Source organism: Kocuria sp. LUK, from assembly GCF_021012935.1.
Classification (GTDB): Bacteria; Actinomycetota; Actinomycetes; order Actinomycetales; family Micrococcaceae; genus Kocuria; species Kocuria flava.
In genome coordinates this window covers 208,129-234,097 of record NZ_JAJMZI010000001.1, presented here as the reverse complement: position 1 = coordinate 234,097, position 25,969 = coordinate 208,129, and the positions used below count along the sequence as shown (strand labels likewise).

General features: G+C 75.5%; 22 protein-coding genes. 17 read left to right on the top strand and 5 right to left on the bottom strand.

The window, feature by feature from the left end; translation table 11 throughout:
• Positions 1–4: 4 nt before the first annotated feature.
• A complete protein-coding gene (locus LQU92_RS01045) occupies positions 5–901 on the bottom strand; it encodes a PAC2 family protein (RefSeq protein WP_101852292.1) in 897 nt (298 codons plus the stop codon).
• 84 nt (positions 902–985) lie between these two features.
• Here LQU92_RS01045 and LQU92_RS01040 point away from each other — a divergent pair, with 84 nt between their 5' ends.
• From LQU92_RS01040 to LQU92_RS00965, 16 genes are all read left to right on the top strand, one after another.
• The gene (locus LQU92_RS01040; RefSeq protein ID WP_101853137.1) at positions 986–1,714 is read left to right on the top strand and encodes an HAD family phosphatase; all 729 of its coding nucleotides are present in this window, start codon (positions 986–988) and stop codon (positions 1,712–1,714) included.
• Positions 1,711–2,856, top strand: a complete 1,146-nt coding sequence (locus LQU92_RS15080; RefSeq protein WP_308071565.1) for a site-2 protease family protein — start codon at positions 1,711–1,713, stop codon at positions 2,854–2,856. Before LQU92_RS01040 ends, LQU92_RS15080 begins: the two co-directional genes overlap by 4 nt.
• A gap of 93 nt (positions 2,857–2,949) precedes the next feature.
• Entirely contained in the window at positions 2,950–4,119 is a 1,170-nt protein-coding gene (locus LQU92_RS01030) for a tRNA (adenine-N1)-methyltransferase (RefSeq protein ID WP_230659904.1), read from the top strand.
• Entirely contained in the window at positions 4,116–5,849 is a 1,734-nt protein-coding gene (gene arc, locus LQU92_RS01025; protein WP_374229600.1) for a proteasome ATPase, read from the top strand. The genes LQU92_RS01030 and arc overlap by 4 nt, the downstream gene beginning before the upstream one ends.
• Positions 5,846–7,492 carry a depupylase/deamidase Dop gene (gene dop, locus LQU92_RS01020; protein WP_230659901.1) on the top strand — a complete coding sequence of 549 codons (1,647 nt, stop codon included), beginning with the start codon at positions 5,846–5,848 and terminating at the stop codon, positions 7,490–7,492. Before arc ends, dop begins: the two co-directional genes overlap by 4 nt.
• 33 nt (positions 7,493–7,525) lie before the next feature.
• Positions 7,526–7,732 carry a ubiquitin-like protein Pup gene (locus tag LQU92_RS01015; protein ID WP_058858850.1) on the top strand — a complete coding sequence of 69 codons (207 nt, stop codon included), beginning with the start codon at positions 7,526–7,528 and terminating at the stop codon, positions 7,730–7,732.
• A gap of 5 nt (positions 7,733–7,737) precedes the next feature.
• Positions 7,738–9,183 (top strand): Pup--protein ligase, encoded by a 1,446-nt coding sequence (gene pafA, locus LQU92_RS01010; protein ID WP_230659898.1) that lies wholly within the window; start codon positions 7,738–7,740, stop codon positions 9,181–9,183.
• Between the two features lie 102 nt (positions 9,184–9,285).
• Positions 9,286–10,260, top strand: coding sequence for an FKBP-type peptidyl-prolyl cis-trans isomerase (locus tag LQU92_RS01005; protein WP_058858852.1), 975 nt, complete (start codon positions 9,286–9,288; stop codon positions 10,258–10,260).
• A gap of 111 nt (positions 10,261–10,371) precedes the next feature.
• Positions 10,372–10,767, top strand: a complete 396-nt coding sequence (locus tag LQU92_RS01000) for an FKBP-type peptidyl-prolyl cis-trans isomerase (RefSeq protein ID WP_058858853.1) — start codon at positions 10,372–10,374, stop codon at positions 10,765–10,767.
• Between the two features lie 11 nt (positions 10,768–10,778).
• Positions 10,779–12,845, top strand: a complete 2,067-nt coding sequence (locus LQU92_RS00995; RefSeq protein ID WP_230659895.1) for a WYL domain-containing protein — start codon at positions 10,779–10,781, stop codon at positions 12,843–12,845.
• 23 nt (positions 12,846–12,868) lie between these two features.
• The gene (locus LQU92_RS00990) at positions 12,869–13,231 is read left to right on the top strand and encodes a hypothetical protein (RefSeq protein ID WP_058858855.1); all 363 of its coding nucleotides are present in this window, start codon (positions 12,869–12,871) and stop codon (positions 13,229–13,231) included.
• Positions 13,224–13,517: a Sec-independent protein translocase subunit TatA gene (gene tatA / locus LQU92_RS00985; protein ID WP_101852286.1), complete on the top strand. Its 294-nt coding sequence runs from the start codon at positions 13,224–13,226 to the stop codon at positions 13,515–13,517. Before LQU92_RS00990 ends, tatA begins: the two co-directional genes overlap by 8 nt.
• 91 nt (positions 13,518–13,608) lie before the next feature.
• Positions 13,609–14,502 (top strand): twin-arginine translocase subunit TatC, encoded by an 894-nt coding sequence (gene tatC / locus LQU92_RS00980; protein ID WP_230659892.1) that lies wholly within the window; start codon positions 13,609–13,611, stop codon positions 14,500–14,502.
• Positions 14,503–14,740: 238 nt separating this feature from the next.
• On the top strand, positions 14,741–17,578 hold the full coding sequence (locus LQU92_RS00975) for an RNA helicase (protein WP_230659889.1): 2,838 nt from the start codon (positions 14,741–14,743) through the stop codon (positions 17,576–17,578).
• A gap of 43 nt (positions 17,579–17,621) precedes the next feature.
• Positions 17,622–19,316: an amidohydrolase gene (locus tag LQU92_RS00970; RefSeq protein WP_230659886.1), complete on the top strand. Its 1,695-nt coding sequence runs from the start codon at positions 17,622–17,624 to the stop codon at positions 19,314–19,316.
• Between the two features lie 184 nt (positions 19,317–19,500).
• Positions 19,501–20,241, top strand: a complete 741-nt coding sequence (locus LQU92_RS00965) for a polyprenol monophosphomannose synthase (RefSeq protein ID WP_101852284.1) — start codon at positions 19,501–19,503, stop codon at positions 20,239–20,241.
• 102 nt (positions 20,242–20,343) lie between these two features.
• Here the strand turns inward: LQU92_RS00965 and LQU92_RS00960 are convergent, their stop codons facing one another.
• The 3 genes from LQU92_RS00960 to LQU92_RS00950 form a co-directional block, all read right to left on the bottom strand.
• Positions 20,344–20,679 (bottom strand): RNA polymerase-binding protein RbpA, encoded by a 336-nt coding sequence (locus tag LQU92_RS00960; RefSeq protein ID WP_101852283.1) that lies wholly within the window; start codon positions 20,677–20,679, stop codon positions 20,344–20,346.
• 318 nt (positions 20,680–20,997) lie between these two features.
• Complete coding sequence (locus tag LQU92_RS00955; RefSeq protein WP_230659883.1) at positions 20,998–22,179, bottom strand: SPFH domain-containing protein; 1,182 nt, start codon at positions 22,177–22,179, stop codon at positions 20,998–21,000.
• 144 nt (positions 22,180–22,323) lie between these two features.
• Positions 22,324–22,815 carry an NfeD family protein gene (locus LQU92_RS00950; RefSeq protein ID WP_101852281.1) on the bottom strand — a complete coding sequence of 164 codons (492 nt, stop codon included), beginning with the start codon at positions 22,813–22,815 and terminating at the stop codon, positions 22,324–22,326.
• A gap of 200 nt (positions 22,816–23,015) precedes the next feature.
• Between LQU92_RS00950 and LQU92_RS00945 the strand changes: the two genes are divergently transcribed.
• Positions 23,016–23,405 carry a hypothetical protein gene (locus LQU92_RS00945; protein WP_058858864.1) on the top strand — a complete coding sequence of 130 codons (390 nt, stop codon included), beginning with the start codon at positions 23,016–23,018 and terminating at the stop codon, positions 23,403–23,405.
• A gap of 54 nt (positions 23,406–23,459) precedes the next feature.
• Here LQU92_RS00945 and LQU92_RS00940 read toward each other — a convergent pair whose 3' ends face one another.
• Entirely contained in the window at positions 23,460–24,860 is a 1,401-nt protein-coding gene (locus LQU92_RS00940) for an alanine racemase (RefSeq protein WP_230659880.1), read from the bottom strand.
• Positions 24,861–25,969 lie beyond the last annotated feature (1,109 nt).

Here is a 25,969-nt window from a genome sequence, read left to right as displayed (position 1 = left end):
GGGCTCAGCGCTCGTCGCGGCGGCGGCGCAGGTAGCGCTCGAACTCCCGGGCGATGGCGTCGCCGGTGGCCTCGGGCAGGTCGGTGGTGTCCTTGGCCTCCTCGAGCTGCTGGACGTAGGCGGCGATCTCCGGGTCGTCGGCGGCCAGCTCGTTGACCCCGCGCTCCCACGCCTCGGCGTCCTCGGCGATCGTCTCCAGCGGCAGGGTCAGGCTCAGCAGCTCCTCGAGCTCGCGCAGCAGCGCCAGCTCCGCCTTGGGCGAGGGCGACTGCGCGACGTAGTGGGGCACCGCGGCCCACAGGCTCAGCGTGGGGAACCCGCCCAGGGAGGCCATGTGGGAGAGCACCCCCACGATCCCGGTCGGGCCCTCGTACGGGGAGGAGTCGATGTGCAGCTCCTCCTGCAGCTCCTCCGTGTCGGAGGTCTTCGAGACCGGGATCGGGCGGGTGTGCGGGACGTCGGCCAGCAGCGCCCCGACCATCACCACGAAGTCCACGTCCAGCAGCGTCGCCTGCTCCAGCAGCTCCGCGGTGAACGCCCGCCACCGGTAGGACGGCTCCCACCCGTGCAGCAGCACCAGGTCCAGGTTCGTGCCCGGCACGCTGGCCGTGGACAGGCGGGTGGTGGGCCAGACGATCTTCACCTCGCCGGTGGCCGCCCGCCGCACGATCGGACGGGAGAACTGGTAGTCGTAGTAGTCGTCGGAGGAGACCTCGAAGACGTCCCGGGCCCCGAGGTGCTCGGCGAGGAACTTCACCGCGTCGGTGGCCGCGTCCCCGGCGTCGTTCCAGCCCTCGAACGCGGCGACCAGCACGGTCACGCGCTCCGGGTCGTCGCCCTCGCGGACGACGCCGAAGGGCCCGGCCTGCGGGGCGGGGGGCGTCTCGTCGAATTCGCTCACGCCCCCACCCTACGCTCAGCGCCCCCCACGACAAGAGGCCCGGTCGGGGCCGGTGCCCGTGTTGCGAGAACTACGATGGGCCCCATGCCCCACCCCGCCGCACCACCCCTGACGCCCCCCGGCACGCACCCGTTCGCGCCGCCCTCGGCCGTGCTCTTCGACATGGACGGCACGCTCGTGGACACCGAGCCCTCCTGGTTCGCCGCCGAGGCCCAGCTCGTGGCCGACCACGGCGGGACCTGGACCGAGACCGACTCCCTGCGCCTGGTCGGGTGGGGCCTGGAGGACGCCGCCGCCGAGCTGCGCCGGGCCGGGGTGCGGCTGGGGGTGCGCGCGATCGTCGACGAGCTGCTGACCCGCGTCGTGGCCGCCACCCGCGCCCGGACCGTCCACCGCGCCGGCGCCCGCGAGCTCGTCGAGGCCCTGCGCGCCCGGGGCGTGCCCCTGGCCCTGGTCACCAGCAGCGAGGCGCCCCTGGCCGAGGTCGTCATCGCCTCCCTCGGCGGCCCCGGCGTCTTCGACGTCGTCGTCACCGGGGACCTGGGCCACCCCGCCAAGCCCGCCCCCGACCCCTACCTGCGCGCCGCCGCCGCCCTGGCCCGCCACCCCGCCGGGCCCCCGGACCCCGCCCGCATGCTCGCCGTCGAGGACTCCCGCACCGGCATCCGCTCGGCCACCGCCGCCGGGCTGTGCACGCTCGCCGTCCCCCACCTCGTGCCCGTCGACGACGCCGGGGCCCACCACGTGCTGCCCACCCTCGCCGGGGTCGGCCCCGAGGACCTCGGCCGGCTCGTGGCCGGGGCCCGCCCGTGAGCGGGCCCGCCCCCGCCGCCCCCCGGTCCCCGGGCATCCCCCTGGGGCGCATCGGCGGGGTCGCCGTCACCCTGTCCTGGTCCTGGTTCGTCATCGCCGCCGTGACCGTGCTGCTCTACACCCCCGTGCTGCTGCGCGCCTACCCCGGGATGGGCGCCCTCGCCTACGCCGCCGCCCTGGGCTTCGCCGTCACCCTGGCCCTGTCCGTGCTCCTGCACGAGCTCGCCCACGCCTGGACCGGCCGCGCCTTCGGCTGGCCCACCGGCCGGATCGTGCTCACCCTCCTCGGCGGGCACACCCACTTCGGGGAGGTGCGCACCACGCCCCTGGCCTCCGCCGTGGTCTCCCTCGCCGGCCCCGCCGTCAACCTCGCCCTCGCCGCCGCCGGCTGGGCGCTGCTGCGCGCCGCCGACCCCGGCCCCGGCCTCGGCTGGGTCCTGCTCGACCTCACCACCTGGGCCAACCTCATCGTCGGGTTCTTCAACGTCCTGCCCGGCCTGCCCCTGGACGGCGGGCGCGTGGTCGAGGCCCTCGTGTGGGCCGCCACCGGCCGCGAGTCCCGCGGCACCGCCGTGGCCGCCTGGACCGGGCGCGCCCTGGCCGCCGGGCTGCTCGTGTGGGTCGCCGCCACCGGCGCCTGGCGCCACGCCCCCACCCTCGTCGTCACGGTCCTCGTGGCCGTGTTCATGTGGCAGGGCGCCACCGCCTCCCTGCGCCAGGCCGCCGTGCTCTCCCGCCTGCACGGGCTCACCGCCGGGTCCCTGGCCCGCACGGCGCTCGCGGTGGACGCCCGGGCCTCCCTGGCCGAGACCGACCGGCGGGTCCTGGACTGGCTGGAGGGGCGCGCCCCGGGCACGGCCGTGCCGCAGGTCGTGGCGGTCGACCCCGACCGGGGGGTCGTGGGGGTCCTCGCCGCCGCGGCGGCCGACGCCGTGCCGGGGCCGCGGCGGGGGGAGACCCCGCTGACGGCGGTCGTGCACGGGGTCGACGCCGACGCCGTGCTCGCCGCGGAGCTGGGGGAGGAGGCGCTGCTGCGCGCCGTCGCCGCCCGGCCCCACCCGCGGTGGGTGGTCACCGCCGCGGACGGGGCGGTCGTGGGGGTGCTCGAGACCGCGGCCCTCGAACGGCGCCTGACCGGCTGAGCGGCGGGCGGTGACACAATGGGGGCGGGGACCGCGGGGCCGCGCTCCCGTCCCCGTCCGCCCGTGAGCACCACCGCCCCTGGAAGTGAGCCGATGACCCCTCCCGCCGACCCGACCGCGACCGAGACCGCCGCGCCCTCCGCCCCGACCGGGGCCGAGCTGCGGCGGGGGCCCTTCCGCCCCGGCGAGCGCGTGCAGCTGACCGACGAGCGGGGCCGGATGAACACGATCACCCTCGCCGAGGGCGGGGAGTTCCACTCCCACCGCGGCGTGCTGGCCCACCGGGAGCTGATCGGGCACCCGGAGGGGACCGTGGTGGAGAACTCCGCCGGGTTCCGCTACCAGGCGCTGCGCCCGCTGCTGAAGGACTTCGTGCTCTCGATGCCGCGCGGAGCCGCGGTCGTCTACCCGAAGGACGCCGGGCAGATCGTGACCATGGCCGACATCTTCCCCGGCGCCCGGGTCGTGGAGGCCGGGGTGGGCTCCGGGGCGCTGTCGATCTCGCTGCTGCGGGCCGTGGGCGACCAGGGGCGGCTGCACTCCTTCGAGCGGCGCGAGGAGTTCGCCGAGATCGCCCGCGGCAACGTCGAGACCATGTTCGGGGGCCCGCACCCGGCCTGGCGGATCACCCTGGGGGACCTCGCCGAGGAGCTCGGCGCCCACGAGGCCCCCGGCTCGGTGGACCGGGTCGTGCTGGACATGCTCGCCCCCTGGGAGTGCCTCGACGCCGTGGCACAGGCACTGACCCCCGGCGGGGTCGTGATCTGCTACGTGGCCACCGTCACCCAGCTCTCCCGCACCGCCGAGGCGCTGCGCGCCGACGGGCGCTTCACCGAGCCCGACGCCTCCGAGACCATGGTGCGCGGCTGGCACGTGGAGGGCCTGGCCGTGCGCCCGGACCACCGGATGGTCGCCCACACCGGGTTCCTGCTCACCGCCCGGCGCCTGGCCGACGGCGCCGAGCGGCTGGCCCCGAAGCGGCGGGCCTCCAAGTCGGAGTTCTCCCAGGAGGACCTCGACGCCTGGACCCCGGTCGCGCTGGGGGAGCGGGAGGCCTCCGACAAGAAGCTGCGCCGGGCCGCCCGCGACGCCCGCTCCCTGGCCGAGCGCGCCGCCGGGCCCGCCGGCCGGGACCCGGAGGACGGGGCCCCGACCGGAGCGACCCCGGGCGCCGCGGCCACGGCGCCCGGGCGGCCGGAGGTCCCCGCGCCCCACGGCGCTCGCGCGCAGGAGCCCGCGGAGGAGCAGGAGGACCGGCCGTGACCGAGAGCCCCCGCCCGGCCCCCGCCCACCCCGAGGCCGCCGAGGAGACCCGGCGGGCGCTGACCAACGCCCAGCGGCAGGTCAACATCCTGCGCGACCAGAAGCGGGCCCTGGACAAGCAGCTGGCCACCGCCGGGACGCAGAACCAGAAGCTCGCCCGCCTGCTCGACGCCACCCGCGCCGAGATCCAGCGGCTCAAGCGCGCCCTGGAGAACGACCTCGTGCCGCCGCTGAGCCAGGGCACGGTCCTGGCCGCCAACCCCGGGCGCCGGCCCGTGGGCCAGGACACCGGCTCCGGGCCGGCCGTCACCGACCCCACCCTCGACGTCCTCGTCGCCGGGCGCCGGATGCGCGTGGCCGTGAGCCCGCTGGTGGCCCTCACCGCGTGCGAGCCCGGCCGCCAGGTGCTGCTGGACCAGAACTACGTCGTCGGCGCCGTGCTCGACTACGAGCAGACCGGGGAGATCGCCACCGTCAAGGAGATCGTCGACCACGACCGCGTGCTCACCGTCGGGCGCTCCGACGAGGAACGGGTGCTGCTGCTGTCCGGGCGGCTGCGCCGGCAGCGCCCCGAGATCGGCGACGCCGTGACCATCGACCACCGCACCGGCTTCGCCCTCGAGCCCGTCGAGCGCACCGACGTCGAGCAGCTCGTGCTCGAGGAGGTCCCGGCCGTCTCCTACGACGACATCGGCGGGCTCGGCCCCCAGATCGAGCAGATCCGCGACGCCGTCGAGCTGCCCTTCGTCCACCCCGACCTCTACCGCGAGCACGGACTGACCCCGCCCAAGGGCATCCTCCTCTACGGCCCGCCCGGCAACGGCAAGACCCTCATCGCCAAGGCCGTCGCCCGCTCCCTCGCCGAGCGCGCCGCCGACCGCGCCGGGCGCGAGCGGGCCCTGGGCTACTTCCTCAACATCAAGGGCCCCGAGCTGCTGGACAAGTACGTCGGGGAAACCGAGCGCCAGATCCGCGCGATCTTCCTGCGCGCCCGCGAGCAGGCCGCCCGCGGCATCCCCGTCGTCGTGTTCTTCGACGAGATGGACTCCCTCTTCCGCGTGCGCGGCTCCGGGCTGTCCTCCGACGTCGAGACCACCATCGTCCCCCAGCTGCTCACCGAGATCGACGGCGTGGAACGGCTCGACAACGTCATCGTCATCGGCGCCACCAACCGCGAGGACATGATCGACCCCGCCGTGCTGCGCCCCGGGCGCCTGGACGTGAAGATCCGCATCGACCGCCCCGACGCCGCCGGCGCCCGCGAGATCCTGCGCCTGTACGTCACCGAGGACCTGCCCCTGGCCGAGCACGAGGTCACCGCCGCCGGCTCCCGCCCCGGCGCCGTCACCGCCCTCGTCGACGCCGCCGTCGAACGCATGTACGAACGCAGCCCCGAGACGCAGTTCCTCCACCTGAGCTACCGCGACGGCACCGAGGAGACCCTCCACTTCCGCGACTTCACCTCCGGGGCCGTGATCCGCAACGTCGTCGACCGCGCCAAGAAGCAGGCCATCAAGGACCTGCTCACCACCGGCCGCCGCGGCCTGACCCGCGAGCACCTCGTGCGCGCCGTCGACGAGGAGTTCCACGAGCAGCAGGACCTGCCCAACACCGCCAACCCCGAGGACTGGGCCCGCATCTCCGGCCGCCGCGGCGACACCATCACCGACCTGCGCGTGGTCCTCCACCGCGACCCCCACCCCGCCGGCCCCCGGGAGGAGACCCCGTGAGCGTCCACCGCGTCATGGGCGCCGAGACCGAGTACGGCGTCCTCGCCCCCGCCCACCCCACCGCCAACCCCGCCGTGCTCTCCACCCAGGTCGTCACCGCCTACGCCGCCCTCGTCCGCCGCCGCCTCGGCGCCACCGGCACCACCACCGGCTGGGACTACCACGGCGAGCAGCCCCTCACCGACGCCCGCGGCCACACCCTCGCCCGCGAGCACGCCCGCCCCGACCAGCTCACCGACACGGCCCCCGTGCTCACCGCCGAGGAGATCGCCGCCGAGGCCCTCACCGAGACCGGCCTGTGGGCCGAGGACACCGCCCACCGGCCCGTCACCAACACCGTCCTGCCCAACGGCGCCCGCCTCTACGTCGACCACTCCCACCCCGAGTACTCCTCCCCGGAGGTCACCACCCCCCGCGACGCCCTGCGCTGGGACGCCGCCGGCGACCGCATCGCCCTCGAGGCCGTGCGCGCCCTCGCCGCCTCCGCCGAGGACACCGGCCTGCCCGCCGTGAACCTCTACAAGAACAACACCGACAACAAGTCCGTCTCCTACGGCGCCCACGAGAACTACCTCGTGCCCCGCTCCGTGCCCTTCCCCGACCTCGCCGCCGGCCTCCTGCCCTTCTTCGCCTCCCGCCAGGTCCTCTGCGGCGCCGGCCGCGTCGGCCTCGGCCCCCGCGGCGAGCGCCCCGGCTTCCAGATCTCCCAGCGCGCCGACTTCTTCGAGCGCGAGATCGGCCTCGAGACCACCGTCCACCGCCCCCTCGTCAACACCCGCGACGAACCCCACGCCGACCCCGGCCACCACCGCCGCCTGCACGTGATCATCGGCGACGCCAACCTCGCCCACACCTCCACCCTCCTGAAGTTCGGCACCACCGCCCTCGTGCTCGGGCTCATCGAGGCCGGCGCCGCCCCCGACGCCGCGCTCGCCGACCCCGTCGCCGCCCTGCGCACCATCAGCCACGACCCCCACCTGCGCGCCACCGTGCCCCTGCGCGACGGCCGCGAGCTCACCGGCGTGCAGCTGCAGCGGCTCTACCTCGACGCCGCCCGCGCCCACGAGCACGCCGGCGGCACCCCCGACGAGGACACCCGCGAGGTCCTCGACCTGTGGGCGGAGGTCCTCGACGCCCTCGAGACCGACCCCCTCTCCCTCGCCGACCGCCTCGACTGGGTCGCCAAGCACGCCCTGCTCCTGGGCTACCGCCGCCGCGACGGCCTCGCCTGGGACGACCCCCGCATGACCCTCGTCGACCTCCAGTACCACGACGTCCGCCCCGAGAAGAGCCTCCACCACCGCCTCGTCGCCGCCGGACGGATGCGCACCCTCCTCGACGACCACCGGATCGCCGAGGCCGCCGACCGGCCCCCCGAGGACACCCGCGCCTGGTTCCGCGGCCGCCTCGTCGCCCGCTTCCCCGACGCCGTGGCCGCCGCCAACTGGGACTCGGTCTCCCTCACCCTGCCCACCGCCCCCGGCACCGCCCCGCGCGGGGCCCGCATCACCATGCCCGAGCCCCTCGCCCTCACCCGGCCCGAGACCGACGCCCTGCTCGGGGCCGCCACCGGCGCCGAGGACCTCGTCGCAGCCCTCGCCGCGGCCCACCCCGCCCTCGTGCGCACCGGCGCCCTCGGCTGAGACCACCCCACCGCACCCACCAGGAGGACCCCCATGGCCCAGGAACGCATCTTCGGCACCGGCGAGCGCCGCCGCGAGGACACCGACCTGCCCGACCCCGCCCCGGCACCCACCGCCCCCACCGCACAGACCACCCCCACCACCGGCACCACCGACGACCTCCTCGCCGAGATCGACGGCGTCCTCGAGACCAACGCCGAGGAGTTCGTCAAGGGCTTCGTGCAGAAGGGCGGCCAGTAGCCCCCATGGACCGCAGGATCTACGGCATCGAGACCGAGTTCGGCCTCGCCCACAGCGCCCCCGGCGCCCGCCCCCTGCCCCCCGAGGAGGCCGCCCGCCGCCTCTTCGCCCCCGTCGTCGCCTGGGGCCGGTCCTCCAACGTGTTCCTGCCCAACGGCGGCCGCCTCTACCTCGACGTCGGCTCCCACCCCGAGTACGCCACCGCCGAGTGCGCCACCCTCGAGGACCTCGTCGCCCAGGACAAGGCCGGCGAGCTGATCCTCGACGACCTCCGCCGCCGCGCCGAGCACGCCCTCGCCGTGGAAGGAGTGCCCGGCAGCCTCTACCTGTTCAAGAACAACGTCGACTCCCGCGGCAACTCCTTCGGCTCCCACGAGAACTACCTCATCGCCCGCCGCACCGGCTTCCCCCGCCTGCTCGCCGTGCTCATCCCCTTCCTCGTCACCCGCCAGCTGCTCGTCGGCGCCGGAAAGCTCCACCCCACCGGCCCCGAGGAGTTCGGCACCACCGCCCTCGGCACCCCCGGCACCCCCAGCTACTCCTTCTCCCAGCGCGCCGACCACATCTGGGAGGCCTCCTCCTCCGCCACCACCCGCTCCCGCCCCCTCATCAACACCCGCGACGAACCCCACGCCGACCCCCAGCACCACCGCCGCCTGCACGTGATCGTCGGGGACTCCACCATGTCCCAGACCACCACCGCCCTGCGCATCGGCACCACCGACCTCGTCCTGCGCATGATCGAGGCCGGGCGCATCATGCCCGACCGCACCCTCGCCGACCCCGTCCGCGCCCTGCGCGAGATCTCCCACGACCTCACCGGCACCACCCGCGTCGCGCTCGCCGACGGCAGCCGCCGCTCGGCCCTGGACCTGCAGCGCGAGCACCTCGAGGCCGCCCGCGACTTCGTGGACCGGGAGGGCGCCCACCACGACCGCGTCCCGTGGGTGCTCGACCTGTGGGAGCGCGGCCTCGAGGCCGTCGCCCGCCGGGACGCCTCCGGGGTGGACACCGAGCTGGACTGGGCGATCAAGCGCCGGCTGCTCGACGACTACGCCGCCCGCCACGGCCTCGACGAGGCCTCCCCGCGGCTGGCGCAGCTCGACCTCGCCTACCACGACACCGCCCCGGGGCGGGGGCTGTTCGACCTGCTCGAGCGCCGCGGCCTCGCCGCCCGCTTCGTGCCGGCCGAGCGCGTCGAGGCGGCCACCCGCACGCCCCCGCCCACCCGGGCGGCCGTGCGCGGGCGCTTCGTCGAGGCCGTGGTGGCCTCGGGCCACCACTACACGGTCGACTGGGTGCACCTGAAGGTCAACGACCGCGCCCAGCGCACCGTCGTGTGCCAGGACCCCTTCGCGGCCGTCAGCGCCGAGGCCGACGCCCTCATCGACTCCCTGCGCCCCGCCGGGGCGGGCCCGGACGCGCCCCACGGGGACGCCCCCGTGCTCTGAGCGCCCGCCCCGTCCAGGCGGCGTCCAGCGCCCTGCACTAGGCTGGGCGCGGCCGGCGACGGCCCGTGCCGCCCCACCCGTTCCCTCCGGAGGAAGAAACCTGTGCGAAAGACCCTGACCACCACCGGTGCCGCCCTGTCCCTTGCGCTCGTGCTGGCGGGCTGCTCCGGTCCCGGCGTCGACTCCGTCGAGCTCGAGGGCGACCCGGCCGAGGGCACCGCGCCCTCCGTGTCCTTCGAGACGCCGATGAACGTCGAGGAGGCCGGGGCCAAGGTCCTGCGCGAGGGCGAGGGGGAGGAGCTCGGCGAGGGCGACACCATCCTGCTGCAGGCGGCCCTGTTCAAGGGCTCGGACGGCTCCTCGATCGGTGAGACCTACTCCCAGGGCGCCGGCCAGGTGCTGCGGGTGGAGGAGGGGCTCAAGGAGTCCATCCCCGAGATGTACGACGCCCTGGTGGACGCCCGGGAGGGCGCGATCATCGCCTACTCCTCCCCGCAGACGGCCGGGGCCGCCGGCGACGAGTCCACCTCCGTGGAGGTCTACGAGGTCGTCAAGAAGATCCCCGCCGGCGTCGAGGGCGAGATGGAGGACGTCCCGAAGGGCCTGCCGGAGGTCACCGAGAACGAGGAGGGCGTCCCGCAGATCGCGAAGCCCGAGGGCAAGGCCCCCGGCAAGCTCGTCTCGGAGTACCTCATCGAGGGCGACGGCGAGGAGGTCGCCGAGGGCGACACGGTCGTGGCGAACTACGTCGGCGTCGCCTGGTCCGACGGCAAGACCTTCGACTCCTCCTACGAGAACGGCACCCCGGCCGCCTTCGCCCTGGACAACGTCATCGAGGGCTGGCAGAAGGGCCTGGTCGGGAAGAAGACCGGCTCCCGCGTGGTCCTGTCCGTCCCGGTCGACCAGGCCTACGGCACGAAGAAGGAGCTGGGGAAGGACTCGACCTACCCGGCCGGCTCGCTGCTGTTCGTCGTCGACGTCCTCGCCGCCGTGGACACCCCGGAGGCCCCCGCCGCCGAGCCCACCGGCGAGCCCTCCGCCGCCCCGTCCGGGAAGGCCGGCGGGTCCGGGGAGTAGCCTCCCGTCCGCTATCGTGGCCCGGTGGGGCTCCGGCCCCGCCGCGGGGCCGGAGCCCCGCGTCCTCCCACCGGCGGCCGCCCGGCCGCCCCGACCCCTCCAGGAGCAGCCATGTCCTTCGGAGAGCGCAAGCTCGACCGCACCAAGCCGGAGATCGACTTCCCCGAGGGGGAGGCCCCCACCGAGCTGGTGATCACCGACCTGATCGAGGGCACCGGCGCCGAGGCGACCGCGGGCAAGCAGATCTCCTGCCACTACGTCGGGGTGACCTTCTCCGGCGGCGAGGAGTTCGACGCCTCCTGGAACCGCGGCCAGCCCCTGGACTTCACTGTGGGCATCGGCCAGGTCATCCAGGGCTGGGACCAGGGCCTGCTGGGGATGCGGGTCGGCGGGCGCCGCCGCCTCGAGATCCCCGCCGCGATGGCCTACGGCTCCCGGGGCGCCGGCGGGGTCATCGGCCCCGACGAGGCGCTGATCTTCGTGGTGGACCTCCTCGACGTCCGCTGAGGACCCCCCGGATGGCAGCCCGATCGACGGAGCGGCTTCTCAACCTGCTCATCGCCCTGGTCTCCCGCGAGCGCGGGTACACGCGCGCCGAGCTGCGGGAGGCCGTTCCGTCGTACGCGGAGTCCGCCTCGGAGGAGGCGTTCGAGCGGATGTTCGAGCGCGACAAGGCCGAGCTGCGCGACCTGGGCTACCCCATCGAGGAGGTCGCCGACGACCCCCTCTTCCCGGACGACACCCACGGGCACCGGTACCGGATCCCGCGCGGGTCCTTCACGCTGCCGCCGCTGCGCTTCACCGCCGAGGAGTCGGCGGTGCTCGCCCTGGCCGCCAACGCCTGGACGGACGCCTCCCTGGGGGAGCTCGCCCGCCGGGCGCTGCGCAAGCTCGAGCCCGCGATCGACGGCCTGCCCGACGACGACGCCCCGCCGCTGCTGCAGCCCACGCTCACCGCCCACGAGCCGTCCTTCGAGCCGCTGCTCTCGGCGGTGGTCCGCCACCGTGAGGTCCGCTTCGACTACCTCGCCCGCTCCACCGACACCCTGACCACGCGCCGGGTGCGCCCGTGGGGGATCGGCTCCCGCTACGGCAACTGGTACGTGGTGGGCTGGGACCTCGACCGGCAGGACTCGCGGACCTTCCGGCTGTCGCGGATCGTCTCCGACGTGACGGTGACGCGGCGGCAGTTCGACCCGCCGGCGGACTTCTCCATGAACGAGGCGCTGTCCGCGATGGTCTCCCACGCCCCCGCGCGCACCGTCGCGGTCCTGGCCCGCCCCGGCCACGCCCTGATGCTGCGGCGCATGGCCTCGAGCTGCGAGGCCGGCGCCGGCCCCGGGGGCGCCGACGTGCTGCACATCCCCTTCGCCGAGACCGAGATCCTCGCCGAGGAGATCGCCGCGGCCGGTCCCGGCGTCGTCGTGCCCGCCGAGGGGGACGGCACCGCCCCGACCCTGCAGGCCGAGGTGCGCGCGGCCGTGGTGCGCCGCCTGCGGGCGGCCGCCGCCGCGCACGCGCGCTTCCGCGGGGTCGAGGTCGACTGGACGGTGCGCTCCCGCAAGGCCACCCGCAACAAGCTCTCGACGGCCGACCACCTCTCCCGGCTGCTGGAGATCGTCCGGTGGGTCTACGCCCACCAGGGCGCCGAGCTGGAGGAGACCGCCCGCCGCTTCGGGATCACCGACCAGGAGCTGATCGCCGACCTCAACACCCTGTTCGTGTGCGGCAAGCCCGGGCACATGCCCGACCAGCTCATCGACGCCTCCTGGGACGACGGCCACGTCTACCTCTCCAACGCCGACGAGCTCTCCGACCCCGTGCGGCTGACGCAGCCGGAGGCCTCGGCGCTGCTGGTGGGGCTGCAGACCCTGCGCACCGTCCCCGGCGGGGACTCCGAGGCGGTGGCCTCGGCCATCGCCAAGGTCGCCGGCGCGGCCGGGGACGCCACCGGGCTGGCCAACGCGGTCGGCGCCCGGCCCACGACCGACGCCCCCGCCGCGGCCCTGGCCGACGTCATGGCCACCGTGCGCCGGGCCGTGGAGCAGGGGCGGCGGCTGCGGATCCGCTACGTGGTGCCCTCCCGCGACGAGCTCACCGAGCGGGTCGTCGACCCCGTGCAGGTGTTCTCCTCCAACACCCACTGGTACGTGCGCGCCTGGTGCCTGGAGGCCGAGGGGATGCGCAGCTTCCGCCTGGACCGGATCTCCTCGGTCGAGGACGCCGGGCCGGCGGGGGAGCGCCCGGCCGCGGCCCGGGAGGCCGCCGGGGCGCTGCCCCCGGCCCCGGGCACCCCGGACACCGTCGAGGTGGTGCTGATCACCGACCGGCGCAGCCGGTGGATCGCCGACCAGTACCACGCCGTGCGCACCGCCGTGGTCCGCCCCCCGGACGCCCCGCGCACGGGCCCGGCCGGGGAGCACGAGGCGGCGCTCGTGGGGTTCCAGACCGCCGAGGCCGTCTGTTCACTGGTCACCCGCTACGGCGGGCAGCTGGCCGTCGCCGGGCCGAAGGCCGTGGCCGAGCAGGTCGAACTCTGGGTGAACTCTGCGCTGACGGGCTACGACGGGGCCGGGGCCGGGTGAGCACCGCGCCTATACTGGGGGTCATGCTCTGGTGGTCCTGGGTCCTGCTGTGGACGGTGCTCGTCCTGGCCGGTGCCGTGGTCCTGGGGCTGCTGCTCTGGCGGGTCGTGCGCCGCGGCCTCGCCGTGCTGCACGAGGCGGAGTCCGCGGCCGAGGACCTCGGCGGCCGCTGGGACGCCGCCGCCGTGGCGCGCCCCGTGCGCCCGCGGCCCGAACCGGCCGTCCTCACACCCGTGGGGCAGGCCCTGGCCGACTACCGCCTCGGCCGCGACCGACGATCGACCGCCCGTCTGCAGCGCCGCATCGAGCGCAAGGACCGCGCGGGCCGGCCCCAGCGGATCAGCGACCTCCGCCGGGCCGAACGGAAAGGAATCCTCCATGGGTAGATTGTTCGACAGCCCGGTGATGCTGCTCATCATCCTGCTGGTCGTCCTGCTGCTCTTCGGCGCCCCCAAGCTCCCGGGCATGGCCCGCAGCCTCGGCCAGTCGATGCGCATCTTCAAGTCCGAGGTGAAGGAGATGAAGAAGGACGACGAGCCCGCGGGCCGGACCACCGTGGTCGAGGGCGAGACCCGCGACCCGGCCGACCCGCGCCCGGCCGACCCGCGCCCGGCCGCCGACCCGCGCCCGCCGCGGGACACGGACGAGCGCCCCGGCAGCTCCCCGGCCTGAGCGCCGGCCACGGCTCCGCCTTCCCCGCCCGGCGGGGGAGGCGGAGCCGCGCGCGCCCCGTCCCCGCCCGCACCCGTCGCCCCGAGGTCCCATGCCACCGCACAGCCCCCGCGCCCCCAAGAAGCCCCGCTCCCGGCGCCGGTCCAACCCGGAGGCGCAGATGGCCCTGGCGGAGCACCTGCGGGAGCTGCGCAACCGCACGATCAAGGCCGCCGTGGCCACGGTCCTGGGCATGGTCGGCGGCTTCCTGCTCTACGAGCCGTTCATGGCCTACATCACCGAGCCGCTGCAGCGGCTCACGGAGGCCGAGGGCCGCGAGGCCACCATCAACTACTCGGCCGTGGGCTCGCCCTTCAGCCTCATGGTCGAGGTCTCCTTCGTCCTGGGCCTCGTGCTGGCCAGCCCGGTGTGGCTCTACCAGCTCTGGGCGTTCGTCACCCCCGCGCTGCACCGGCGCGAGCGCCGCTACGCGATCGGGTTCCTGCTCGCCGCCGTGCCGCTGTTCCTCGCCGGGGCCGGGACCGCGGTCCTGACCCTGCCCGCGGCGGTCTACGCGCTGACGGCCTTCACCCCCGCGGGCGGGCTGAACCTGGTCGACGCCCTGTCCTACCTGCGCTTCTTCCTCCAGCTCATCCTCACCTTCGGCGTCGCCTTCGTGCTGCCGGTGTTCCTGGTGGGGCTGAACATGCTGGGGGTGCTCTCCGGGCGCACGATCCTGCGCAGCTGGCGGGTCGTGGTGGTGCTCGTCATGCTCGTCTCGGCCATGGCCGCCCCGGGCCCGGACCCCATGACGATGTTCTACCTCGCCGTGCCCCTGCTCGCGCTGTTCTTCGTCGCCGTCGTCCTGTGCCTGCTGCTGGACCGGCGGCGGGCGCGTCGGGAGGCCCGCCGCGCGGCCACGACCGGGGCCGGCGCCGACGCCGCGACCACCGCCGAGGACCTCGACCGGCTCGGCCGCGACCCCGAGGAGCACCCCGGCACCTGACCGGCCCGGGCCCGCCGCCCGGCACGGCCCGGGGCCCGACCCGGCGCCCTCCCCGGGAGCCGCCCCGCCCCCGGGAGCCGCCCCGCCCCCGGGAACGGACCCGCCCCCCCTCGGGCGCGGCCCGCGGTGCCGTTCCCGGACCGGGCCCGCCGCCCGGCCCGTGCGGGGCCGCTCGGCCCCTCGCGAACGGGGCGGCCCGCGGGCCCGGCGGGCGCCCGCCCGGCGATAGGCTGGGACCATGTCCTCCCACGCCGACCGTTACCTCGCCGCCAAGCAGCGCGCCGCCCACGCGAGGACGGAGCTGGCGGCGTTCCAGCAGCGCCTGGACTTCGCGATGGACGACTTCCAGCTCGAGGCCTGTCGCAGCCTCGAGGACGGCCGCGGGGTGCTCGTGGCCGCCCCCACCGGCGCCGGCAAGACGGTGGTGGGGGAGTTCGCCGTGCACCTGGCCCTGGCGAGGGGGCAGAAGGCCTTCTACACGACCCCCATCAAGGCGCTGAGCAACCAGAAGTTCCACGAGTTCGCCCGCGCCTTCGGCGCCGGGCGCGTGGGCCTGCTCACCGGCGACACCTCCGTGAACTCCGAGGCCGACGTCGTGGTGATGACCACCGAGGTCCTGCGGAACATGCTCTACGCCGACTCCCCGACGCTGCTGAACCTCGGGTTCGTGGTCATGGACGAGGTCCACTACCTCGCCGACCGCTTCCGCGGCGCCGTGTGGGAGGAGGTCATCCTGCACCTGCCCGAGTCCGTGCAGCTGGTCTCCCTCTCGGCGACCGTCTCCAACGCCGAGGAGTTCGGGGCGTGGCTGGACACCGTGCGCGGGGACACCGACGTCGTCGTCTCCGAGCACCGCCCCGTGCCCCTGTGGCAGCACGTGCAGGTCGGCAGCCGGCTGCTGGACCTGTTCGTGGACGACACCACGGTCGAGGAGGCCGCCGAGCGCCTCGGCCCCGGCCGCGACGAGCCCGAGGTCAATCCCGAGCTGCTGCAGCTGGCGCGCGCCGAGCACCCGCGCGGGGGCCGCCGCGGCGGCCGTGGGCCCGGCGGGCGCTCCCGCGACCGCAACGCCCGCCGCAACGGCGGCGAGGGCTTCCGCCCCTCGCCCGAGACCCGTCGGGTCTCCCGCCCGCAGCTGATCCGCCGCCTCGACGCGGAGGGGCTGCTGCCGTGCATCACCTTCATCTTCTCCCGCGCCGGCTGCGACGCCGCCGTGGAACAGTGCCTGGCCGCGGACGTCCGCCTGACCACCGACCGGGAGCAGCAGACCATCCGCGCCCGCGTCGCCGAGGCCGCCGCGACCCTGGAGACCGCCGACCTCAACGTCCTCGGCTTCCACGAGTGGCGCGACGGGCTGCTGCGCGGCGTCGCCGCCCACCACGCCGGGATGCTGCCGGCGTTCAAGGAGCTCGTCGAGCAGCTGTTCGCCGACGGGCTCGTCAAGGCCGTCTTCGCCACCGAGACCCTCGCCCTGGGCATCAACATGCCCGCCCGCTCCGTCGTGCTCGAGAAGCTCGACAAGTTCAACGGCGAGGCCCGCGTGGACATCACGCCGGGGGAGTACACCCAGCTCACCGGCCGCGCCGGACGGCGCGGGATCGACGTCGAGGGCCACGCGGTGGTGCTCTGGCAGCCCGGCACGGACCCCCGCGCCGTGGCCGGGCTCGCCTCCAAGCGCACCTACCCGCTGAACTCCAGCTTCCGGCCGACCTACAACATGTCGGTCAACCTCGTCGCCCAGTTCGGGGCCGAGCGCTCCCGCAGCATCCTCGAGGCCTCCTTCGCCCAGTTCCAGGCCGACCGCTCCGTGGTCGGGCTCGCCCGCCGGGTCCGCTCCCAGGAGGAGTCGCTCAAGGGCTACGAGGAGGCCATGACCTGCCACCTCGGGGACTTCGGCGAGTACTTCGGGCTGCGCCGGGAGCTCAAGGACGCCGAGAAGGCCGCGGAGAGGACCGACTCCCGCCGGCGCCGCTCCGACGCCGTGGCCTCCCTGCACGACCTGCTGCCCGGCGACGTCATCGACATCCCGCGCGGGCGCAACGCCGGCTACGCCGTGGTCCTGTCCACCGACACCCACCGCGACGACCCCAGGCCCTCGATCCTCACGATCGACCACCAGGTGCGCCGGGTCGGGGCCCAGGACCTCGACGGCCCGCTCGAGCCGGTCTCGCGCATCCGCGTGCCCAAGCACTTCACCGGCAAGACCCCCAAGGAGCGCCGCGACCTCGCCTCCTCCGTGCGCGCCGCCCTGCGCGAGCACCGCCCCCCGCGCCCCGGCGCCGCCCGCCCGCACGCCGCCCAGTTCGACCGCGGCACCTCTTCGGCCGAGCGCCGCATCACCGAGCTGCGCCGGGCGCTGCGCGCCCACCCCTGCCACGGCTGCTCCGACCGCGAGCAGCACGCCCGCTGGGCCGAGCGCTGGTGGACCCTGCGCCGGGAGACCGACGGGCTGGCCCGCCAGATCGCCGGCCGCACCAACACGATCGCCAAGACCTTCGACCGGGTCTCGCAGGTCCTCACGTCCTTCGGCTACCTCGAGACCCGCCCCGACGGCGAGGTGCGGCCCACCCGGGCCGGGGAGCAGCTGCGCCGGATCTACGGCGACCGCGACCTGCTGCTGGCGCTGAGCCTGCGCGACGGCTTCCTCGACGGTCTCGACCCCGCCGCCACCGCCGCGGTCGTGACCCTGCTGGCGTACCAGGCCAAGCGCGAGGAGCAGGGCTTCCAGCCCGTGCTGGCCTCCGCGGCCATGGACCGCTCCGCCCGCACGGTCGTGCGCAACTGGTCGCTGCTCACCGACCGGGAGACCGAGCACCAGCTGCGCCCCACCGCCGAGCCGGACTTCGGCCTCGTCGAGCCCATGCACCGCTGGGCCCGGGGCGCGTCCCTGGCCACGGCGCTGGCCGGCACCGAGCTGGCCGCCGGCGACTTCGTGCGCTGGGCCAAGCAGGTGGTCGACGTGCTCGACCAGCTCGCCACCATCGACCTGCTCGACGAGTCCGTGCGCACCCGGTGCCGCCGCGCCATCGACCTGGTCCGCCGCGGCGTCGTGGCCCACTCGGCCTTCGACGACTGAGCCCCGTCCCGTCCCACCCCGCCCCGCCCCGAAGAGGAGACCCGTGCGTCCCGACCTGCCCGCCCCGCCCGCCCGGCCCGTGCTCTACCGCAACGGCTCGGTCTACAGCCCGGCCGACCCGTTCGCCTCCGCGGTGCTCGTCGACGGCGCCCGGATCGCCTGGGTCGGCTCGGAGGAGGCGGCCTCCTCGATCCAGGATCCCGGGATGGACGTCGTCGACCTCGACGGCGCGCTGCTGGCCCCCGCCTTCGTCGACTCCCACGTCCACGTCACCGAGACGGCCCTGGCCCTGTCCACCCTCGACCTCTCGGGCGCCGGCGGTCTGCAGGAGCTGCTCGACGCGGTCGCCGCCGCGGCCGGGACCGGCACGGGCGTGCTCCTGGGCTCCGGCTGGGACGAGTCGGGCTGGCCCGAGCGCCGGGCCCCGCGCGCCGAGGAGCTCGAGCGCGCCGCCGGCGGGCGCGAGGTCTACCTCACCCGCGTGGACGTGCACTCCGGGGTCGTCTCCACCGGCCTGGCCCACCGGCTGGGCCTGCCCGGCACCGCCGGCTGGCACGAGGACGGCCGCGTCGAGGACTCCGCCCACGACCGGGTCCGCGCCGCCGTCCTGGACCTCGACGACGCCCGGCGCACCGAGCTGCACCGGCTCGCCCTGCGCCACGCCGCTTCCCGCGGGTACGCGGCCCTCGCCGAGAACAGCGCCCCGCAGGTCGCCCCGCTCCAGGACCTCGTGCGCCTGGTCGCCCTGGCCAACCACGGCGTCGGCGCCGAGGAGCCCCTGCCCCGGGTCCTGCCCTACCTCGGGGAGCTCGTGGCCGACGCCGAGGGCGCCCGGGCCGTGACCGGGCGCTTCGACGAGGCCCTCGCACAGCTGCTCGGGCGCCCCGTGCGCCGGGGCGAGTCGCTGATCGGCCTCGCCGGGGACCTGTGCGTCGACGGCGCCCTCGGCTCGCGCACCGCGGCCCTGCGCGAGCCCTACGCCGACGCCCCGGGCAGCACGGGCCGGACCTACCTCGACGCCGGGCAGATCGGCGCGCACCTGGCCGCCACGACCGAGGCCGGCCTGCAGGGCGGCTTCCACGTCATCGGCGACGCCGCCATGGACGCGGTCCTCGACGGGCTCGACCGCGCCGCCGAGCGCGTGGGGGAGCGGGCCCTGCGCGCCGCGGGGCACCGCCTCGAGCACGCCGAGATGGTCGACGACGAGGGCATCGAGCGGCTGGCCCGCGCGTCCGTGACCGTCTCCGTCCAGCCCGGCTTCGACGCCGCCTGGGGCGGACCCGGCGGGCTCTACGAGCAGCGCCTCGGTCCCGGCCGCGCCGCCGGGATGAACCCGCTGGCCGCCTTCCACCGGGCCGGGGTGCCCGTGACCCTGGGCAGCGACGCCCCCGTGGTGGGCCTGTCCCCGTGGGAGAGCGTCCGGGCCTGCCTCACCCACCACGACCCGGAGCAGCGGATCTCCGCGCGCGCGGCGTTCCTGGCCTCCACCCGCGGGGCCTGGCGGGCCGCCCGCACCCCCGACCCCATGCAGGGCCAGCTCGCCCCCGGCACCCCGGCGACCTTCGCCGTGTGGGACGTCGAGGCGCTCGTGGTGCAGCAGGCCGAGGGCACCGGCGCCGCGTGGAGCACCGACCCCCGGGCGCGCACGCCGCTGCTGCCGGCCCTGGACACGGACCGCCTGCCCGAGTGCCGGCGCACCGTCCTCGACGGCGTGGAGCTCTACCGCGCCGACGACTGAAGGGCCCCCGCCGTGCCCGCGGCGTTCTTGGCCGCGGGCACGGCGCAGGATAGGCTGGGCAACTGCTGCCGGGTGGGCCCGCTCGTCCGTAGAAAACAGGTTCGTGTCCCCTCAGGGCGGACCTGGTCCGAAGGCGAGAGGGCCTGCCCTGTGGTCTGTCCGAACCCCGAAAGGACCCCGCCCGGTGCGCGTACTGACCGTCATCCCCACCTACAACGAGCGCGAGTCGCTGCCGACCGTGATGCGCCGGCTGCGCCAGGCCGTGCCCGAGGGCCACGTGCTCGTGGTGGACGACAACAGCCCCGACGGGACCGGCCGGCTGGCCGACGAGATCGCCGCCGCCGACGCCAACGTCCACGTGCTGCACCGCGCGGGCAAGGAGGGCCTGGGGGCCGCCTACATCGCCGGTTTCCGCTGGGGCCTGGAGCGCGACTACGACGTCCTGGTCGAGATGGACGCCGACTGCTCCCACCAGCCCGAGCAGCTGCCCCTGCTCCTGGACGCCGTCGAGCGCGGCGCCGACCTCGCCATCGGCTCGCGCTACGTCCCCGGCGGACGCACCGTGAACTGGCCGCTGCAGCGCCAGCTGCTCTCGCGCGGCGGCAACCTCTACGCCCGCACGCTGCTGGGCTCGCGGATCAACGACATCACCGCCGGGTACCGGGCCTTCCGCCGGGAGACCCTGGAGCGGATCGGCCTGGACTCCGTGGACTCCAAGGGCTACTGCTTCCAGATCGACCTCGGCTGGCGCACCGAGCGCGCCGGGCTCACCGTCGTCGAGGTGCCGATCACCTTCGTGGAGCGCGCCGAGGGCGTGTCCAAGATGAGCCCGGACGTCACCCGGGAGGCCGTGGTCCGGGTCGCCCAGTGGGGCCTGGGCGCCCGGGCGCGCACGCTCGCGCGGAAGCTGGGCCGGGCGGGCTGAACCGGCCGCCCGCCCGGGTCGTGCCGGGACCCGGGCGCCACGTGCAGGAGGCCCCCACCCGTTGCGGGTGGGGGCCTCCTGCACGTGCACGGGGCGGTGCGCTCAGAGCGCGTGCTTCTCCCGGTAGTACTCGATGCGCTGCTGCAGGATCTCCTCCAGCTCGTCCACGCTGCGCCGCTCGAGGAGCATGTCCCAGTGCGTGCGCTGGTGCTTCTCGTTCGGGTTCTCGGGCTTCTCGCCGTTGACGATGACGGCTTCCTTGCCGCTCTTGGAGACCCACACGGGCGGGATCTCGGCCTCCGCGGCGAACGTCACCACGACCTTCTCGCCGTCGGCGGTGCGGTACTCCACGCGCTGGCGCGGCGCCGGCTCGACGCCGGCCTCGGTCTCCATGGACTGGGAGCCCAGGCGCATTCCCCTGAGGCTGCGGTCGCTCATGCTGGTGGTTCCTCCATTGGCTGGTCGGTGGTCTTCGGGCGTCCGGCGCGCCGCGGGGCGTGCCCTGCGCCGGCGCTCCGGCGGCCGGCGCGCGGCCGGGGTCCGGACAGTGCAACGCGGGAGCAGGCGCGGATGTTCCCCGGGCGCCCCGGTCGGTGCCGGTCGGGGCCCGACCGGGGCGCCCGGCCGCAGGCCGGACCGGTGCCGATCCGCCGCGCGGCTCCGGTCCGGCGGTCCGGAGCCGCGCGACCGGACCCCGGCACGCGGCTCCGCACGCCGCGCCGGGGTCCAGCCGTGCCCGTCCAGCCGTGCTGGGTCCTACCGTCCGGGACCGGTCTGCCGGACACCCGGTGCCCCGGCGCCCGGCACGCCGTTCCCGGGCTCCTCTTCGGCCGCCGGGCGCCCGGGCCCGGGGTCCTCGAGCACCACGGGGGCGTCGGGGTCGATGCTCGAGGGGCCGGGGACCGTGAAGGCGTCCGGGTCGACCGTGGTGCGCTCGAGGTCGGGGCGCAGGTCCTCGTCGGTGACCCGGACCTCGACGGGCTCCACGATCGGCTCGTCCGCCGGGACGTCCTCGGGCTCGGGCTCCCCGGCGGGGCCGTCCTCGTCGGGCCCGCCGGCGTCCGCATCGGGGCGGGAGAGGAACTCCCCGACCCCGCGCAGGGCGTCGCCCAGTTCCGCAGGGATCATCCACACCTTGTTGGCGCTGCCCTCGGCGACCTTCGGCAGCGTCTGGATGTACTGGTAGGCCAGCAGCTTCTGCGTGGGCCGGGCCCGGTGGATCGAGTCGAAGACCTTGCGGATGGCCTGCGCCTCGCCGTCGGCGCGCAGGATCGCGGCCTTCGCGTCGCCCTCCGCGGAGAGGATCGCCGCCTGCCGCTCGCCCTCGGCCGTGAGGATGCTCGCCTGCTTGTCGCCCTCCGCCGTGAGGATCGCCGCGCGGCGGTCCCGCTCGGCGCGCATCTGCTTCTCCATGGAGTCCTGGATGGAGGGCGGGGGAGTGATCTCCTTGATGTCCACGCGCGAGACGCGGATGCCCCACCGGCCCGTCGTCGAGTCCAGCACCCCGCGCAGCTCGGCGTTGATCTGGTCGCGGGAGGTCAGGGCCTCCTCGAGGTTCAGCCCGCCCACGACGTTGCGCAGCGTCGCCGAGGTCAGCTGGTCCACGGCCTGGATGTAGTCGACGATCTCGTAGGTCGCCGCCCGCGGGTCGGTGACCTGGAAGTAGACGACCGTGTCGATCCCGACCACGAGGTTGTCCTCGGTGATCACGGACTGGGCCGGGAAGGACTGCACCTGCTCGCGCAGGTCGATCAGCGGCAGGAGGCGGTCGACGAAGGGCACGAGGAAGTGCAGGCCGGGGGTGAGCGTGGTGCGGTACTTGCCCAGGCGCTCGACCACGCCGGCGCGGGCCTGGGGGATGATCCGCACCGAGCGGACCAGCACGATCACCGCCAGGACGACCAGCAGGGCGAGCAGGACGATCACGGCGAGGTCCACGGGAACTCCTTCTCGGCGGTGGGCCGGGGTCGGCGGTGGTGCGGGCCGGCGGCCGGGTGGGCCCCGGGTCCGGGTGCGGCGGTGCCGGTGCGGACCGGGCGCCGGAGGTGCGGGTGGTCGGGTCGGGACGAGGTAGGCGGGACGTCAGTAGGACGGGCGCGGGGCGGGGCGGCCGTCGGCGGCCGCGGCGGGGTACGGGGCGACGAGGGCGGTGGCGCCCTCGATGTCGTGGACCCAGGCGTCGGAGCCGGCCGGCAGCGGCTCACCGGTCACCGAGCGGGCGCTCCAGCTCTCGCCCTCGAGCCGGACCAGGCCGCCGCGGTCGGTCACGGCCTCGAGGACCTGACAGGGCAGCCCGATCAGGCGCTCGGTGTTGGAGGCGGTGTCCGGGGTGGAGCGGTTGAGCCGGCGCAGCGCGACCGGTCGCACGAGGAAGATCAGCAGCACCGAGGTCACCGCGAAGGCCACGACCTGGAGCACGAAGCTGTCCGCGACCCAGCTGAGACCGAAGGCCAGCAGGGCGGCCGTGGCCATCATGAGGAATAGGAAGTCCAGGGTCAGCAGCTCGACCGCCGCCAGGACGACCACGGCGATCAGCCAGAACAGCCAGGCGTTCTCCGCCAGCCACTCCCACATGCCGATCCCGCCCTCCAGCTCGTCCGGACCCGTCCTCCCATTGTGCCGCAGACCACCGACAGGGTCCCGCAGCGGCGCGGCGTCCCCGGAATAGCGGCTGTCGTGCCCGCGTTGAGATCTCTACTGTGGGGTCACCGTCCACCGGGCGCGGCCGGTGCCCGCACCGCTCGACGTCCGGCCGGAACGGAAGGAGGCACCGGATGCGACCCCTGACCTCGGTGGCGGTCTCCGCCGCGGGCGCCTGGCTCGCGGGCAGCGCGACCGCCGTGCTCGGGCTGTCCGTGCTCCGGTCGCGGCTGCCCTCCGTCATGACCCGCTGGCTCGCCGCCGAGCCCGACGTCGAGCGGGCCGTGGTGCTGCTCGGCACGGGGGAGTGCGGCCCCGGTGACCGGCGGGCCGAGCGGCTGCGCGCGCGCCTGGAGGCCCACTACGGCCGGCCCGTGGTCTACGTGGACCTCACCGTCCGGCCCGGGACCTCGGCGCGCCAGGCCGCTCGCACGCGCGAGCTGGCCCGCAGCTTCCACGCCGACCACGTGCTCGACCACGACGTCGAGGGCCGGGACGCGCCCCGGGCGGCCGCGGACTGCTGAATCCGCGCCACGCGGGAGCGCCGCCGCGCACCGGCGACCCGGGACCGGTCGCGCTCAGCCGTTCGTGGTCGTCACGGGCACCGGCGCCGTGGCGTCGAGCAGGTGGAAGGCCTCCGCGCTGAAGTCGATCTGCACCTCGTCGCCGGCGGCCGCCTCCGGCACCTCGGACAGGTCGAGGGTCACGACCGTGCCGTGGTCGAGCAGCACCGGGACCTGCTTGCCGCCGACCGTGTACGTCAGCTCGTTCTCCCGGGACGGGATGTGGTTGACGATCCCGACCCTCTGCGGGGCGGTGGTCGGCTCGGTGCAGCCGTAGTCGATGCACCAGCCCTCGGGCAGCGTCTTGACCTGGGTGAGCTCCGTGGTCCACGAGTAGAGCCGGGTCTCGGGCGGGCTGCTGGCGAAGAACATCCCGCCCACGCGCAGCAGGTCGTAGTACAGCGGCTCGATCTCCTCGGCGAGTACGTCGCTGGCGCCCGCGTGGATCAGGGCGTTCTCGCCCAGCCCGGCGTCGCGGATGGAGGCCACCGCCTCGTCGAAGCGGTTCTTCTGGGCGACGGTGGTGTTCGCGGTGTCGTTGCGCTCGATGGCGGCACCGTCCTCGGCCGTGATGGTCGAGAAGTGGGTCGCGATGCCCGCGAGCTCGAGGTGCTCGGCGTCCTCGACCGCCCGGGCCAGCGGCAGCGCCTCCTCGGGCACGACGCCCTCGCGCCCCATGCCCGTGTCGACCCACACGTGGGTCCGCAGCGTCCCGCCGGTGGTCGCGAGCACCTGCTCCGCGGCCTCGACCCAGGCGGGGTCCGTGGCCGGCACCTCGACGTCGTAGTGCACCAGCAGCGGGATGTCCTCGACCTCCGCGGCGTAGAGCACGGCGATCTTCGCCTCGACCCCGGCCTCGCGCAGGCTGATGGCGTCCTCGAGCTTCGGGACGAAGACGTAGTCGACGTCGGCGGCCTCCTCGATGACCTTGCCGAAGACCCCGACGGGCTCGCCGTTCTTCAGCACGGCGCCCAGCTGCAGGCCCATGGGGTAGTCGGCGCGGATCGCCTCGGCGTTGCTGCGGACCGTCTCGGTGTCCACCCGCAGCAGGGGCACGTCCTGGGTGCCCGGCGTGGTGTAGGTGTAGGAGGTCTTCTCGCCGACCTCGGCGCCCCCGGCGGAGAAGGAGACCTCCACCGTCCCGGGGCTCTGGTGGGCGGGGGCCGTGCAGGCGTGCCGGGACGAGCGCTCGTCCCACGTGCACTCCACCTCGGCCTCGCCGAACCGCGCCGTGACCGGGTCCTTCGTGTCCCCGCCGGTGTCCGCCAGGACGAGGTTGCCGCCGCTCAGACCACCGTGCGAGGGGGCCAGGGCCACGGAGCCCGACGCGGTGGCCGGGGGTGCGTCCGCGGCCGCCCCGCCGTCCTGGCCGCACCCGGACAGGACCAGCACGGACAGCCCCAGCACCGGCGTCACCAGCCGGCGGCCTCCTCGTCCCGACGTGCTGCTCCTGAACTGTGCTCCCACGGTGTTCCCCCCTGGACGTTCCTTTGCCGGTGCACACCACCGGCGGCCACAGCGAGCGTAGGACGCACCGACGGCCCGGGACCGCCCGGGAGGCCGAGGACCCCCACAAGTGGCCACAGCCAACGGCGGGGGAGCGCGCAACATCGGTTCACAGGCCCCGCCACGGCGTCCGTGCCGGGGGTGGAACGACCGCGCCGTCCCCGCGGGGCCGGACCCGGGGCCGGGAGGAAGGTCAAGCAACGACGACGCTCCGGGGCGCTCCCGGTCCGCCCGGGAGCACGTGCTCCCGGGCCGGCCCCGGTGGAGGAGCGCCCCCGGCCGTGCGGAACCGCCCGGGGCGGCCGGTGTGGCTGCGCACCGGTGCGACGGAGCAGCCGTGCCGCGGCGCACCTGCGTGGAAGCGTGCCCATGTGCCGGAGCGCGACCGGCACGGCGCGGCGTCGACGGCCGGGGACTCGGGGGGGGGGCCCGCCGTGCCGGTCGCCGGCACGGGCCCGCACGCGCCGGCGTGCACCGGCGGCGGCCGGGCTCCGCGCCGGTGCGCTGCCTCCCGGCGACGGGAACCGGCGCCGGACGGACCCGACCGCGGTACGGAGCGCCCCGGTGCGCGCGAGCACGCCACCGGGTGGCGACGGGCGGGCTCGGCGCACGGACCGCGGCCCGGTGATCCGTTGCCGGCCCGTCCGGCCGGCGGGCCGACGCCCGGGGCCGTCGTGCAGTCGTCCGCGGCGCACGGCACGGGGCGGACGGCTGCGGGCAGCGCGGGACGCGGCTTCCGAGGGCCGCTCCGGCCTCCTCTCCACAACGCCGATAATCTACATTATGTAAAGTCGAGCCGGCGACGAGGTCCCCCGGGCGGCGCCCGCGCCCGTTTTGTACCAGGCCCCGCCTCCACCGGTGAACGCGCTGTCGGGTGACGCCGCCGCCACCCTCGCCCGCTCCGGGTCGGCCCGCAGGATCTCCCGGTGGCGGAACCCGACCGCCAACGTGCCCGCAGCACCCGAGGGTCCGTCGCCACGGACTTCTCCTGCACGTCGCACCGGATTCGACTCCCGCAG